Annotated in this window: 1 protein-coding gene (only partly in view); it reads left to right on the top strand. The window is 70.0% G+C overall.

The features are described from left to right. On the top strand, positions 1-16,862 hold the 3' portion of the coding sequence (locus ACWGE0_RS19480) for a type I polyketide synthase (RefSeq protein ID WP_452262288.1). 10,732 nt of this gene lie to the left of the window's left edge; only the last 16,862 of its 27,594 coding nucleotides appear in the window; its start codon lies beyond the left edge, outside the window; its stop codon occupies positions 16,860-16,862. The last annotated feature ends 15 nt before the right edge of the window (positions 16,863-16,877 follow it).

Raw genomic sequence — 16,877 nt, 5'->3', positions numbered from 1 at the left:
GCTCGATCAAGTCGAACATCGGCCACTCGCAGGCCGCTGCCGGTGTCGCGTCGGTGATCAAGATGGTGCAGGCGCTGCGCCACGGCGTGCTGCCACGCACCCTGCACGTCACCGAACCGTCGTCGCACGTCGACTGGGAGGCCGGCGACGTCGAACTGCTGACCTCGACTCGCTCCTGGCCCGAGGTCTCTCGCGCGCGCCGCGCGGGTGTCTCGTCGTTCGGTGTCTCTGGCACGAACGCGCACGTGATCTTGGAGGCTCCGAGCGGTCAGGAATTGTCAGACCTGCCTGAGATGATTGGGATGGGGGGTAGTTCCCCCCAGGGGGCCAGCCAACCCGGATCGATTCAGGCGGGGGCGGGCGGGCGCGGTGCGGGCAGTGACAGCGGTGACGACAGCTGTGACGGCGTGCCGTGGCTGGTGTCGGCGAAGTCGGCGGAGGCGTTGACAGCCCAGGTCGAGCGGGTCAGGGCGGTGGAGGCGGACGCGGTCGACGTCGGGTTCACGCTGGCGGCGCGCGCGAGTTTCGACCACCGGGCGGTGGTCATCGGGGAAGACGTGATCGCCGGCCAGGTCACGACCGCGGGCAAGACCGTGTTCGTGTTCCCCGGCCAGGGTTCGCAGTGGGTCGGCATGGGCCGTGAGTTGCTGGCCACCAACGAGGTGTTCGCGCGCTGGATCGCGGAGTGCGACGCGGCGTTGCGGCCGTTCGTCAGCTGGTCGCTGATCGAGGTGCTCCAGGACGAGCAGCCACTGGACCAGGTCGACGTCGTGCAGCCCGTGCTGTGGGCGGTCATGGTGTCGCTGGCCGAGGTGTGGCGCTCGTACGGCGTTGAGCCGCACGCGGTTGTCGGGCACTCGCAGGGCGAGATCGCGGCGGCAGCGGTCGCCGGGGCGCTCAGCCTGGAGGACGCGGCGCGGGTGGTGGCGTTGCGTTCGCAGGCCGTTGACGAGGCGTTGTCGCGGCGTGGCGGCATGTTGTCGGTGTCGCTGCCCGTGGATGAGGTGCGGCCACGGATCGCGCGCTACGAGGACAGGGTCGCGGTCGCGGCAGTCAACGGGCCGCGGTCGACCGTGGTCGCGGGCGAGGTCGAGGCGCTCGCGGAGATCGTGGCCGAGTGCGTGGCGCAGGACGTCCGGGCGCGGATGATCGCGGTGGACTACGCGTCGCACACCCCGCAAGTCGAGGCGATCCGCGAGCGGGTGCTGGCGGATCTCGCGAGCATCGAGCCGCGGACCGGCACGGTTCCGTTGTACTCCACGGTCACCGGCGAGCCGATCGACACCGCGATCATGGACGCCGGCTACTGGTTCACGAACCTGCGGCAGACCGTCGAGTTCCAGAACGCCACGAACGCCTTGCTGCGCGACGGTTTCCGGTTCTTCGTCGAGCCCAGCGCACACCCGGTGCTGACGATCGGCGTCGAGCAGACCGCAGGAGACCACGACGCCGTGGTGCTCGGAACGTTGCGGCGCAACGAGGGTGGGCGCGAGCAACTGGTCAAGGCGCTCGCACAGGCCTACGTGAGCGGCCTGAACGTCACGTGGGACGAGTTCTTCAGCGGCGGCAAGCTGATCGACCTGCCGACGTACGCGTTCCAGCGGCAACGGTTCTGGCCGGCCGGGCAGATTCGGTCCGGCGACGCGTCGGGACTCGGGCTCAGCGCGATCGAGCACCCGTTGCTCGGCGCGGAGGTCAGCATCGCGGGCGGCGGCGACGTGCTGTTCACGTCGAGGCTGTCGACGCGCTCGCACCCGTGGCTCGCGGATCACGTCGTCAGCGGCACGGTTCTGTTGCCCGGCACGGCGTTCGTCGAGCTCGCGGTCAGGGCCGGTGACGAGGTCGGCTGCGAGAAGCTCGACGAGCTCACGATTTCCGCACCGCTCGTGCTCGACGGATCCGTGCAGCTGCAGGTCGCGGTGCGCGCCGAGGACGCCAGCGGACGCCGGCCGGTGGTGATCTACTCGCGCGCCGACGACGACGCGCCGTGGATCGAGCACGCGTCCGGCTCGCTCTCGCAAGGCAGCACCACAAACGACTTCGATGCGAGCGTGTGGCCGCCGAGCGCGGAAAGCGTTGACGTCGAAGGAGCTTACGAACGGTTCGCGGACATGGGCTTCGAATACGGGCCCGCGTTCCAGGGACTCCGTGCGGTGTGGCGCGACGGCGACGACGTCTACGCCGAGGTCACCACGCCCGGCGACACCACGGGCTTCGGGCTGCACCCGGCGCTGCTGGACTCGGCGCTGCACGCGGCGTTGCTCGCGAAGGACGGCGCTGGACTGCCGTTCTCCTGGGAAGGCGTGTCGCTGCACGCCACCGGCGCGACGGAGCTGCGGGTTCGGCTGCGCTCCCACGGTGACGCGATGGAGATCGCGCTCGCCGACACCACTGGCCAGCCGGTCGCGACCGTCGAGTCGCTCGTCGTGCGGCCCGTTGCGTTGCCGCAGAACGAGGTCGACCGTGACTCGCTGTTCCGGGTCGAATGGACGCCAGTCGCGTTGCCGTCCGAAGCGGCGGAAGGCGTTGTGATCGAGCACGTCGTGGGCGACGGCAACGTCATCGAGTCGACGCGCGCGCTCACGACTCGCGTGCTCGCCAAACTCCAGGAGTGGATCTCCGCCGAACGTGCCGAGCGCCTGGCTTTCGTGACACGCGAAGGGGATCTGGCCGCGCAGGCGGTGTGGGGACTGGTGCGATCGGCGCAGACCGAGCACCCCGGCCGGTTCGTGCTGGCCGACATCGACGACGATGCTGTTCTGCCGCAGGCGCTTGCCGCCGATGAGCCGCAGATTCGCGTCAGGCAAGGGCAGGTGCTGGCGCCACGACTTCAGCGCGCCGCGGCGACGCGGGAGGTCACCTGGGAAAGCCCCGTGCTGATCACCGGCGCCGGCGGGCTCGGTGGCGTGATCGCGCAGCACCTCGTCGCCGAGCACGGTGTGACGGAGTTGATCCTGGCCAGCCGGAGCGGCAAGAAACCCGACTGGGATGTGGACGCGACCGTCAAGGTCGTCAAGTGCGATGTCAGTGACCGCAAGGCGCTGCAACGGTTGTTGAAGAAGCACACCGTGAAGTCGGTCGTGCACACGGCGGGCGTGCTGGACGACGGCGTGATCGAATCGCTGACGCCGGAACAGTTCGACACCGTGCTGCGGCCCAAGGTCGACGCCGCCTGGCACCTGCACGAACTGTTGCCGGAAGCCAAGATCGTGCTGTTCTCGTCCGCCGCGGGCATCCTCGGCGGCGCCGGACAGGGCAACTACGCGGCGGGCAACGCGTTCCTCGACGCGCTCGCCGAGCACCGCCCGAACACCGTGTCGCTCGCGTGGGGCACGTGGGAGGCCACGATTGGCCTCACCGGTTCGCTGACCGACGCCGACCGCGAACGCCTGGTTCGCGCCGGCATGCCGCCGATCACCCCGTCGCAGGGCACCGCGCTGTTCGACGCGGCGGTGGCCAGCGGTGAAGCGGTGCTGCTGCCCGCTCGCCTTGACCTCGCGACGTTGCGAGCGCAGGGCGACGTGCCAACGTTACTGCGCGGCCTGATCCGGACTCGCGCCCGTCGCGCGGTGGCCGGTTCGGACACCGCGACTGGCCTCGCCGCGAAGCTGCGGCCGTTGGGTGACACCGAACGTCTCGACGTGCTGCTCGACCTGATTCGTGCGCAGGTCAGCGCCGTGCTGGCACTGGAGAACTTCGACGCCGGGCGGGCGTTCCGCGACCTCGGGTTCGACTCGCTCACCGCCGTCGACCTGCGCAACCGCCTCACCGCCGTCACCGGGCTGCGGCTGCCCGCGACGCTCGTGTTCGACTATCCGACCGCTCACGTGCTGGCGACGTTCCTGCGCGACGAGCTCTTCGGTGCGGACAGCGGCGATGTCGTTGCCATGCGGACGGTTTCGGATGACGACCCGATCGTCGTCGTGGGCATGGCGTGCCGGTTCCCCGGTGGTGTCAGCACGCCCGAGGACCTGTGGCGGCTGGTGCTGGACGGCACGGACGCGATCTCCGAGTTCCCGTCCGACCGCGGCTGGGACCTCGACTCCTTGTTCTCCGGCAACGACATCGGCACCTCGTCGACGCGGCTCGGCGGCTTCCTGCACGACGCGGGCGAGTTCGACCCGGCGTTCTTCGGGATGTCGCCGCGGGAAGCTCTGGCCACCGACTCCCAGCAGCGCCTGCTGCTGGAAACGGCCTGGGAGGCGTTCGAACGCGCCGGGATCGACCCGGTTTCGTTGCGCGGCAGCGACACCGGCGTGTTCGCGGGCGTGATGTACAACGACTACGCGCAGCTGCTCGGGGGTGAGTTCGAGGGCCACCACGGCACCGGTTCGTCGCCGTCGGTGGCGTCCGGCCGGGTGTCCTATGTGCTCGGTCTGGAAGGACCGGCCGTCACCATCGACACGGCCTGCTCGTCGTCTTTGGTCGCGATGCACCTCGCCGCGCAGTCGCTGCGGACGGGAGAGTCGTCGCTGGCGCTCGCCGGTGGTGTCGCGGTGATGTCGACGCCCGCGACGTTCATCGAGATCTCCCGGCAGCGCGGCGTGTCGTCGGACGGACGGTGCAAGGCGTTCTCCGAGGGCGCGGACGGCACCGGCTTCTCCGAGGGTGTCGGCCTGCTCGTGCTGGAACGGCAGTCGGACGCCGTGCGCAACGGCCACAACGTCCTCGCGGTGCTGAAGGGCACCGCCGTCAACCAGGACGGCGCCTCCAACGGCCTGACCGCACCAAATGGTCCTTCGCAGCAACGGGTGATCCGCGCTGCTTTGGCGGCGGCCGGCCTGTCGCCGCTGGACGTCGACGCCGTCGAGGCGCACGGCACCGGCACCTCGCTGGGCGACCCGATCGAGGCGCAGGCGCTGCTCGCCGTCTACGGGCAGGAGCGCCCCGAGCCGCTCTACCTCGGCTCGATCAAGTCGAACATCGGCCACACGCAGTCGGCCGCCGGTGTCGCCGGTGTCATCAAGATGATCATGGCGCTGCGCAACGGCGTGCTCCCGCAGACCCTGCACGTCACCGCGCCGTCGTCGCACATCGAATGGGACGCGGGCGCCGTCGAGCTGCTCACGTCGTCCCGCGACTGGCCGGCCGTCTCACGCCCCCGTCGCGCGGGTGTGTCGTCGTTCGGCATCAGCGGCACGAACGCGCACGTGATCTTGGAAGCGCCGGCCGGGTCGTCTTCCTCTGGCAAGGAATTGTCAGACCTGCCTGAGATGATTGGGATGGGGGGTGGTTCCCCCCAGGGGGCCGGCCAATCGGGATCGATTCCGTTGGGCGTGCCGGTTCCGCTGGTGGTGTCGGCGAAGTCGGCCGGGTCGTTGCGCGCTCAGGTCGAACGGGTCAAAGCGCTGGTGGCGAGCGGGGTGCCGGCGAACGACGTCGGGTTCTCGCTGGCCGCGCGCAGCAGGTTCGACCAGCGCGCGGTGATCGTCGGCGACGAGGTCGTCGAGGGTGCTGTCGTGCCGGGCGCGGGCCCGGTGTTCGTGTTCCCCGGACAGGGCAGCCAGTGGCACGGCATGGCGGTCGAGCTGCTCGACGAGGACGAGACGTTCGCGCGGTGGATGGCCGAGGCGGATCGCGCGATCGCGGAGCACGTCGGCTGGTCGGTCATCGACGTCCTCAGGGGCGAGGCCGAGCTGCTGGAGCGCATCGAGATCCTGCAGCCCGCGCTGTTCGCGATCATGATCTCGCTCGCCCAGACGTGGCGCGCGAACGGCGTCGAACCCGCGGCCGTCGTCGGCCACTCGCAGGGTGAGATCGCCGCCGCCTACATCGCGGGCGCGCTCAGCCTGGAGCAGGCCGCGCTCATCGTGGTCAAGCGGTCGCAGCTGTTCGCGGACGAGCTCGTCGGCAACGGCGCGGTCGCCAGCATCGCCCTGCCCTCGAGCGAAGTCGAGAAGCTGCTGCCGGACGAGCTGGCGATCGCGGGCGTCAACAGCCCGCACGCCTGCACGGTCGCCGGTGCGATCCCGGCGCTGGAGGAGTTCGTCGCGAGCTGCGTCGCCAAGGACATCCGCGCCCGCGTGATCGGCTCGACGGTCGCCTCGCACTGCGCGCAGGTCGACCGCCTCCGCGACCAGATCATGGAGCTCTTCGCGGACATCACGCCGCAGACCAGCAGCGTGCCGTTCTACTCGACCGTCACGGCCGGGCGGATCGACACCGCGAGCCTCGACGCCGAGTACTGGTTCCAGAACGCCCGGCAGCCGGTCAGCTTCGCGAAGGTCGTCGAGCAGCTCGTGCGGGACGGCCACCGCGTGCTCATCGAGTCGAGCGCCCATCCCGTGCTCATGCTGCCCGCCCAGCAGACCGCGGAGGCGATCAGCACCGAGATCGTCGCGATCGGCTCACTGCGCCGCGACCAGGGCGACCGGCACCGGTTCACGACCTCGCTCGCCGAGGCGTGGGTCGCGGGTCTCGACGTCCAGTGGCGCTACCCCGGCGGCAAGAACACCCTGCTGCCCACCTATCCGTTCGACCACCAGCGGTTCTGGCCAGAACCGCTGGTCAGGGACACCTCCGACCCGGTCGACGCCGAGTTCTGGGAACTCGTCGACAACGGCGGCCTCGAGGACATGGGCGTCGAGCAGGGCGTCGCGCAAACGCTCGCGCAGTGGCGCAACCGCCGCAAGTCCGAGTCCACAATGGACACTTGGCGGTACCGCGACCAGTGGACCCCGGTCACCGTCACGGGAACCCCGACCGGCACGTGGCTCGTCGTCACGTCCGGCACCCAAGCGCGGGACGTCATCAACGCGCTGGACGCCACGCATCTCGACGTCGACGAGCAGATCAGCCGCGCGGACCTCGTCCAGCGACTGCCCGAGACGATCGACGGCGTCATCGCGATGACCGGCCTGCAAGCGACGATCACGCTGGTCCAGGCACTGGCCGAAGCCGGCGTCACCGCACCGATCTGGGCCGTCACCCGCAACGCGGTCGCGGTCGGCACGGAAATCGTGGACCCGGCGCAGACCGCGATCTGGGGTCTCGGCCGTGTCGCCGCTCTCGACCTGCCGCGCCGCTGGGGTGGCCTGATCGACCTGCCAGCGACGCTGGAAGGCAAGACCGCGCAACGGTTCGCGGCCGCGTTGACCGGCACCGAGGACCAGGTCGCCATCCGGGACAACGGTGTGTTCGCCCGCCGTCTCGTCCGCACGAACGCCCACCACAGCCCGGACTTCCAGGCATCCGGCACGGTGCTGATCACCGGTGGCACGGGTGCGCTCGGCGGGCATGTCGCCCGCTGGATGGCCGAGGCAGGCGCCGAGCATCTGGTGCTCACCAGCCGCCGCGGACTCGACGCTCCCGGCGCGGCGGAACTCAAGGCAGAGCTGGAAGGCACCACACGCGTCACCGTCGCGGCTTGCGACGCGGCGGACCGTGACGCCCTGGCAGCCCTGCTCGCGGGCATCGACGACCTCACGACGGTCGTGCACGCGGCGGGCATCGGCACCGGTGACGCCCCGATCGACGAGCTGCGATACGAGGACGTCACCGCGCTGCTCGACACGAAGATCACCGCGGCCCGGCACCTGCACGAACTGGCCCCGCACGCACGGTTCATCCTGTTCTCGTCGGGTGCGGCGAGCTGGGGCAGTGGTGGCCAGCCCGCGTACGGCGCGGCCAACGCCTACCTCGACGGCCTCGCCCACCTGCGGCGCTCGCAGGGCCTGCCGGCGACGTCGATCGCGTGGGGTGCGTGGGCGGAAGCCGGCATGGCCGCCGATCACGGCATGTACGAGGCGCTGCAACGGATCGGCATCGGCTCGATGCCGCCGGAGCTCGCGATGCGGGTGCTGCGCCAGGCCGTCGCGGACGACCAGACCCAGCTCACCGTCACCAACATCGACTGGGCGAAGTTCGCGCCGAGCTTCACCGCCGAACGCCCGAGCCCGCTGCTCACCGGCATCCCCGAAGTGCGTCAAGCGCTGGCCGAGGAGCCCGTCGAGGAGTCGGAGCTCAAGCAGCGGCTGGCGAAGCTCACCGAAGCCGAACGTGACCGCGCGCTGCTCGACCTGGTCCGCGCCGAGGCCGCCAAGACGCTGGGCTACGCGGAAAGCGACCAGGTCCCGGTCGGCAGGGCGTTCCGCGAGCTGGGCTTCGACTCGGTCACCGCGGTCGAGATGCGCAACCGCCTCAAGACCGCGACCGGCCTCGCGCTGCCCGCGACGCTGGTGTTCGACTATCCGACCGCGATGACGCTTTCCCAGCACCTGCGGGACGAGCTGTTCGGTGGCACGCAACAGGTCGAGGTCCGCGCGGCCACGCACGCCACGGACGACCCGATCGCGATCGTCGGTATCGGCTGCCGCTACCCCGGTGGCGTGACGACGCCGGAAGCGTTGTGGGACCTGGTGTTCGAGGGTCGTGACGTGATCTCCCGGTTCCCGGCCGACCGCGGCTGGGACCTGGAACGGCTCGCCAGCACGACGTTCGAGGGCGGCTTCCTCGACGCCGTCGCCGACTTCGACGCGGGCTTCTTCGGCATCTCGCCGCGCGAGGCCGTCGTGATGGACCCGCAGCAACGCCTGCTGCTCGAAACGTCGTGGGAGGCCCTGGAACGCGCGGGCATCGACCCGACCTCGCTGAAGGGCAGCCTGACCGGCGTCTTCGTCGGCACCACCGGCCAGGACTACGAATCGCTGCTCAACCGCTCGCTGGAGGAGACCGGTCCGTACGCGACGACCGCGTTCTCGGCTTCGGTGCTGTCCGGTCGCATCTCCTACCTGCTCGGGCTGGAAGGCCCTGCGGTCACCATCGACACGGCGTGCTCGTCGTCGCTCGTCGCCATGCACTGGGCTTCGCAGGCCTTGCGCAACGGTGAGTGCGACCTGGCGCTGGCCGGTGGTGTCGCGGTCATGACCACGCCCAACGCCTACTCGGCGTTCACGGCGGCCGGCGGACTCGCGGCGGACGGCCGTTGCAAGGCGTTCTCCGAGGCTGCGGACGGCACCGGCTGGTCAGAAGGCGCCGGTGTGATTCTGCTGGAACGGTTGTCGGACGCCCAGCGCAACGGCCACGAGGTGCTCGCGATCCTGCGCGGCTCCGCGATCAACCAGGACGGCGCGTCGAACGGCCTGACCGCGCCGAACGGCCCTTCGCAGCAGCGCGTGATCCGGCAGGCCCTTGCGAACGCCGGATTGCAACCGTCCGAAGTGGACGCGGTGGAAGCGCACGGCACGGGCACGACGTTGGGCGACCCGATCGAGGCGCAGGCAGTGCTCGCGACGTACGGGCAGAACCGGGAAACGCCGCTGCTGCTCGGCTCCATCAAGTCGAACCTCGGCCACCCGCAGTCGGCCGGTGGTGTCGCCGGTGTCATCAAGATGGTGATGGCGCTGCGCAACAACGTGCTGCCGCAGACGCTGCACGTCGACGCGCCGTCGTCCAATGTGGAGTGGCAGACCGGCAACGTCGAACTGCTCACCGAACGCCGTGACTGGCCCGTCAACGGCCACCCGCGCCGCGCCGGTGTCTCGTCGTTCGGTGTCTCCGGCACGAACGCGCACGTGATCATCGAAGAGGCGCCGGGTCACACGGCTCCGGTTCCCGAAGTCACCAGTTCGGCTTCGGTGGTGCCGTTGATCGTGTCCGGGCGGTCCGAGGAAGCGCTGGCCGACCAGCTCGCGCGCCTTGGCACTGTTGATGCCTCGCAGCTTGACCTCGCCTACTCGCTCGCGGTGTCGCGCAGCGCGTTCGAGCACCGGGTGGTGCTCGTCGACGGCGTCGAGATCGCCAGGGGAGAGGCGGGCGAGCGCGATCTGGCGCTGTTGTTCACGGGTCAGGGCTCGCAGCGGCTCGGCATGGGACGTGACCTGTACGAGCGGTTCCCGGTGTTCGCCGACGCGTTCGACGCGGTGCTCGCGCATCTCGACCCGGCGCTGCGGTCGATCATGTGGGGCGAGGACGCGGACGCGCTGGACCAGACCGGCAACGCCCAGCCCGCGATCTTCGCGCTGGAAGTGGCGCTGTACCGGCTGGCGGAGTCGTTCGGGATCAGGGCGGACCGGCTCGCCGGCCATTCGATCGGCGAGATCGCGGCCGCGCACGTCGCCGGGGTGTTCAGCCTCGAGGACGCGTGCACGCTGATCTCCGCGCGGGCCTCGCTGATGCAGGCGTTGCCGACCGGTGGCGCGATGATCGCGATCGAGGCGAGCGAGGACGAGATCACGCCGCTGCTCACCGCCGGTGTGTCGATCGCGGCGGTCAACGGGCCGAACGCCGCGGTCATCGCCGGTGTTGAACAGGAGGTGCGTGCGATTGCCGAACAACTCAACAGTTCTACGGCGCGCAAGTCCAAGCAGCTCAAGGTGTCGCACGCGTTCCACTCGCCGCTGATGGAACCGATGCTGGACGACTTCCGCGCGGCCATCGCCGGTATTTCGTTCAACGATCCGACGATCCCGTTGCTGGCTGGCGGGATTGTTCACCAACCCGAGTACTGGGTGCGGCACGTGCGGGAGACCGTGCGGTTCCACGACACCGTGTGCGCGCTCGACGGCAGCACGTTCCTGGAGATCGGCCCAGACGGCGTGCTGTCCGCGATGGTCAGCGGTATCCCGTTGCTGCGCAAGGACCGCGGTGAGGAGCAGGCGTTCGTCGCCGGGCTCGCCCGCCTGCACGTCAGCGGCACGTCTGTGGACTGGAGCACGCTGTTCGAGGGCACGGGCGCGCGGCGGGTCGACCTGCCGACGTACGCGTTCCAGCACGAGCGATACTGGCCGACCGTGCTCGACGTCGCGCCGGTCGACCGTGCGAGGTCCACAGTGGACTCGTGGCGCCATCGCGAGTCGTGGGAACGGATCACGCCGCGTGGTTCTGCATCCGGCAACTGGCTCGTGTTCGGCGCTGAGGACGACTTCGCGCGCGAGGTTGCGGCGGCTGTTGGCGGCACCGTGGTGCAAGAGGTTCCGGAGACGCCGTTCGACGGGATCGTCTCGCTGCTGGGGTTGGACGACGAGGTCGACGCGAACGGCGTGCCGCGCGGTGTGATCGCGACGATGGAGCTGGTCCAATCGTTGGCGCGCAAGGGTGTCAGCGCGCCGGTGTGGGCGGTGACGCGGGGCGCGCAGACCAGCGCGACGCAGAGCGCGGTCTGGGGTCTCGGCCGAGTCGCGGCCCTCGAACTGCCTGCGCAGTGGGGCGGTCTGATCGACATCACCGGCGATGTCACGCAACTGGCAGCGGTGCTCGTGGGCGACGAGGCCGAGGTCGAAATCCGGGAAGACGGTGTGTTCGCGCGACGTTACGAGGCTGCGCGGCCGACCGACGCGATGTGGGAGCCGCACGGCACCGTCATCGTCACCGGCGGCACGGGCGCGCTCGGCACGCACGTTGCCCGCGATCTCAAGGAACGCGGCGTCGAGAAGATCGTGCTGGTCAGCCGGCGCGGTCTCGATGCGCCGGGTGCTGTTGAGCTGCAAGCCGAACTGGGTGCGGAGATCGTGGCGTGCGACGTCGCGGACCGAGCGGCCGTGCAGGAGTTGCTGGAGCAGTACCCGCCGAACGCCATCGTGCACACGGCAGGCGTACTCAGCGACGGCGTATTGGAAGGCCTTGCACCGGAGCGGTTCGCGGACGTGTTCCGCTCGAAGGTCGCGTCGGCGCTGGTGCTCGACGAGCTGACCCGTGAGCTCGAACTGGGCGCGTTCGTGCTGTTCTCGTCGGTCGCGGGCGCTCTGGGCAACCCCGGTCAGGCCAACTACGCGGCCGCCAACGCCGTGCTCGACGCGATCGCGCGGGAGAGGCGAGCCTCGGGTCTGCCCGCGACGTCGATCGCGTGGGGTGCGTGGGCCGGCTCCGGCATGGCCGACGGCGTGGGCGCCGACCTGAGCGCGATCACGATGCGGCCGGAGCTGGCCGTGGAGTCGATGTGGCGAGCGGTCGCTGAGGACGCGCCGACCGTCGCCATCGCGATCTTGCCCGAGAAGCCCAAGGCACGGAAGAAGGTTGCCGTCGGCGGCGATGTGCTGGAGATCGTGCGCACGGCCGTCGCGTCGGTGCTCGGGTACGCCGGGCCGCAGGCGGTGGGTGTGGACAAGGAGTTCCGGGACCTCGGGTTCGACTCGCTGACCGCAGTCGAGCTGCGCAACCAGCTGTCGGCGGCGACGGGCAAGACGCTGCCCGCGTCGCTGGTCTACGACTACCCGACGCCACGCCGCCTCGCCGATCATCTGCGCGGTGGAGTGGTCGAGGCGGCGGTGACGTCTGCTCGCGCCGACGAACCGATCGCGATCGTCGGGATGGCGTGCCGGTTCCCCGGTGACGTGAACACACCCGAACAGCTGTGGCAGCTGCTGCTCGACGGGCGTGACGGCATGGGCGCGTTCCCCGCCGACCGCGACTGGGACGTCGAGTCGGTGCTGTCGACGTCGATCACGCGGGAGGCCGGGTTCCTCGCCGGGACCGCGGACTTCGACCCGGCGTTCTTCGGGATCTCGCCGCGTGAGGCGATGGCCATGGACCCGCAGCAGCGGTTCCTGCTGGAGACGACGTGGGAGGCGCTGGAGCGGGTCGGCGTGGATCCCCAGTCGTTGCGCGGATCGCAGACCGGTGTGTTCGTCGGCACGAACGGCCAGGACTACGCGACGTTGCTGACGTCGTCGGCGGAGGACACCGAGGGCCACGCGGCAACGGGTCTCGCGGCGTCGGTGATCTCAGGCCGGCTGTCTTACACGTTCGGCTTCGAGGGGCCGGCCGTCACCGTCGACACGGCGTGCTCCGCCTCTCTCGTGGCCATGCATCTCGCGGTGCAGGCGTTGCGCGGCGGTGAATGTTCGCTCGCGGTGTCCGGTGGCGCGACCATCATGACCACGCCGTACGCGTTCGCCGAGCTCACCCGCCAGGGCGCTCTCGCCGCGAACGGCCGGTCGAAGGCGTTCTCCGACGACGCGGACGGCGCCGGCTGGTCCGAGGGCGTCGGCATGGTCGTGCTGGAACGGCTGTCCGACGCGGTCCGCAACGGCCACCAGGTGCTCGCGGTGATCCGCGGTTCGGCCGTCAATCAGGACGGCGCGTCCAACGGCTTGACCGCGCCCAACGGTCCGTCGCAGCAGCGGGTGATCCGTGCTGCTCTCGCGAACGCCGGTCTGGCCGTTGGTGATGTCGACGTCGTGGAGGCGCACGGCACCGGCACGGCCCTGGGTGACCCGATCGAGGCGCAAGCCCTGATCAACACCTACGGCACCGAGCGTTCGGCTCCGCTGTGGCTGGGTTCGGTGAAGTCGAACATCGGCCACACACAGGCGGCGGCGGGCGTCGCGGGCGTGATCAAGATGGTGCTCGCGCTCCAGCACGACCTGCTGCCGCAAACGCTGCACGTCGCCGCGCCTTCCTCGCACGTCGACTGGTCTTCTGGCTCCGTCGAATTGCTCACCTCCGCGCGTGAGTGGTCGCGAAACGGCCACGCGCGCCGGGCCGGCGTCTCGGCGTTCGGCATCTCCGGCACGAACGCACACATGATCTTGGAGGAGGCCCCGCCGGTTCCCGCGCGCCAGGAATTGTCAGACCTGCCTGAGATGATTGGGATGGGGGGTAGTTCCCCCCAGGGGGCCAGCCAACCCGGATCGATTCAGCAGGGCGGAGCGGTGCCGTTCGTGGTGTCGGCGAAGTCGCCGGCCTCGCTGCGGGCTCGTATCGACCAGGTGCGCGCGCTGGAGGGCCGTGCGGAGGACATCGCGTTCTCGTTGCTCACGACGCGGTCGGTGTTCGACCACCGTGCGGTGCTCATCGGGGATGAAGTGGTGCAGGGCGTCGCGCAAGAGAGTGCGCCCGTGTTCATCTTCCCCGGCCAGGGCTCGCAGTGGCACGGCATGGCGGTCGAGCTGCTGGACGAGGACGAGACGTTCGCGCACTGGATCCGGGAGTGCGACGCGGCGATCGGCAAGCTCGTCGACTGGTCGGTACAAGACGTGCTCCGGGGCGAAGCCGAACTGCTGGAACGCATCGAGGTGCTGCAGCCGACCCTGTTCGCGGTGATGGTGTCGCTGGCCCAGACGTGGCGGAAGAACGGCGTCGAGCCCGCGGCCGTCGTCGGCCACTCCCAGGGCGAGATCGCGGCCGCCTACATCGCCGGGGCGCTCAGCCTCGACGAAGCGGCCAAGATCGTCGTGCTGCGGTCCCGGCTCTTCGCGGACGAGCTCGTCGGCAACGGCGCGGTGGCGAGCGTCGCCCTGCCGGTCGAGGAGACCCGCAATCTCATCGAGCAGTGGCCGGTCCTGTCCATCGCGGGCATCAACAGTCCCAACGCCTGCACGGTCGCCGGCGCGCTGCAGGAGCTCAACGAGTTCGTGGAACTGTGCCAGGCCAGGGAAATCCGGGCACGCGTGGTGGCGAGCACGGTCGCCTCGCACGGTCCGCAGGTCGAGCCACTCCGCGAGAAACTCCTCGAAATGCTCGGCACGATCACGCCGCGCTCGACCGACATCGCGTTCTACTCCACGGTCAAGGCGGACCGCATTGACACCGCGACCCTCGACGCCGACTACTGGTACGAGAACGCGCGCAGGCCCATCGAGTTCGTCGCGGTCACCCGCAGGCTGATCGAGGACGGCTACCGCGTGTTCGTCGAGTCGAGCCCGCACCCGGTGCTCACGATGTCCGCGCAGGCCACCGCCGAGGCGGACGGCACGGAACTGGTCACGATCGGCTCGCTGCGCCGCGATCAGGGCAACAGCCACAGGTTCACCACCTCGCTCGCCGAGGCGTGGGTCGCGGGCCTCGACGTCCACTGGCCGCGCGCGGGACGCAGGATCGACCTGCCGACGTATCCGTTCAGCCGCACCAGGTTCTGGCCCAAGGCGGGAGCAAAGACAGCCAACGCCGAGGACAGCGCGTTCTGGCAGCTCGTCGAGAACGGCGACCTCACCGAGGCGCTCGGCGTCGACGCGAACAACGTCATCCCTGCACTCAGGGAGTGGCGCGCGAAGCAGCAAACCCAGTCCACTGTGGACGGCTGGCGCTACCGCGATTCGTGGCAGCTCCTGCGCGGCGTCCAGGCCACCGGAATCAACGGCACCTGGCTCGCCGCGGTCCCGGAGCAGACCGACGAGTGGACCGAGGCGGTTCTCCGCACGTTCAGCAACGATGTCGTGCGGGTCACCGTGCGGCCCAACGCCGAACGCGCGCTGCTCGCCACCGAACTGATCGGCATCGAGCCGGTGGGCGTGATCTCGTTGCTCGGCACCGAAAACGAGCCGTATCAGGAGTTCTCGTCGACGCCGGTCGGACTCGCGCTGAACGTCCTGCTGGTCCAAGCGCTCGGCGACGTCGGCAGCACCGCGCCGTTCTGGGCGGTCACCAAACAGGCGATCTCGACCGGCGCCACGGACCACGTCGCCAACCCGGACCAGGTCGCGCTGTGGGGCCTCGGCCGGGTCGCGGCACTCGACCTGCCGCGCCGCTGGGGTGGCCTGGTCGACCTGCCGGAGACCATCGACGGCCAGATCGAGCAGGGCCTGGTCGCCGCGATCACCAACGGCGGCTGCGAGGACCAGCTCGCGGTCCGCGACACCGGCGTCTACAGCAGGCGGCTCGTCCCGGCCCAGCGCGCCGCGAAGTCCACCGAGTGGAACCCGCGCGGCACGGTCCTGATCACCGGCGGCACCGGCGCGCTGGGTGGCCACGTCGCCCGCTGGGTCGCCGGTCGCGGCGCCGAGCACGTGCTGCTCACCAGCCGCCGCGGTGAGCAGGCACCGGGCTCTCGAGAACTGCGCCAGGAACTCGAAGCGCTCGGAGCCCGCGTCTCCTTCGCGGCCTGCGACGCGTCCGACCGGCACAGCCTCAAGGCGGTGATCGACTCGCAGCCCGACATCAAGGCGATCGTGCACGCGGCCGGCATCGTCGAGGGCAACGCACCGACCGACGAGCTCGGCATCGACCAGCTGGACCGGCTGCTCAAAGCCAAGATGACGTCCGCCTGGCTGCTGCACGAGCTGACGAGCGACCTGGACGCGTTCATCCTGTTCTCGTCCGGTGCGGCGAGCTGGGGCAGTGGCGCGCAACCCGCGTACGCCGCCTCGAACGCCTCCCTCGACGGCCTCGCGCACTTCCGCAGGGCACAAGGCCTTCCCTCCACGTCGATCGCCTGGGGTGCGTGGGCGGACTCCGGCATGGCGTCGGAGAACGAGGAAGGCGCCGAACAACTGCGCCGGCGTGGCGTCCACACGATGAAGCCGGAGCTCGCGATCACCGCGTTGCAGCAGGCGGTCGAGGACGGCTACACATCGCTGACGATCACCAACATGGACTGGGAGAAGTTCGCACCGAGCTTCACCGCGTCCAGGCCGAGCCCGTTGCTGATGGGCATCCCGACGGTCCAGAAAGCCCTGGAAGAGCCCGAGGCGACCGATTCAGGGCTCAAGGAGCGGCTGCTGGCGTTGCCCGAGGCGGAACGCACCAGGACGTTGCTCGACCTCGTCCGCACGGAGGCCGCTGCGACACTGGGCTTCGAGAGCGCGGAGGCGTTCGGGCCTTCGAGGGCGTTCCGCGACGTCGGCTTCGACTCGGTGACAGCGGTGGACCTGCGCAACCGGCTCAAGACGGTCACCGGCGTGGCGTTGCCCGCGACGCTGGTGTTCGACTACCCGACGCCCGCCGTGCTGGCCCAGTTCATCCGCTCCGAGCTGCTGGGAGAGGTCGTGGCCAACGACCCGGAGGCGCCCATCCGCGACGCGCTGGCGTCGATCCCGATCAGCCGTCTGCGCCAGGCCGGTCTGCTGGAGCTGGTCCTGCAACTTGCCCAGGAGAGTGGGGAAAACAACAGCGCTCCGGATGTTGTGCTTGCAGCCGAGGCGGAATCGATCGACGACATGGACGGCGAAGCCCTCCTGCGTCTGGCGATCGGGGACGCCATGGACTAGCGGGCGATCCGAGAA

Source organism: Lentzea sp. NPDC054927, assembly GCF_053610285.1.
This window is presented reverse-complemented; position numbering and strand designations above follow the sequence as displayed.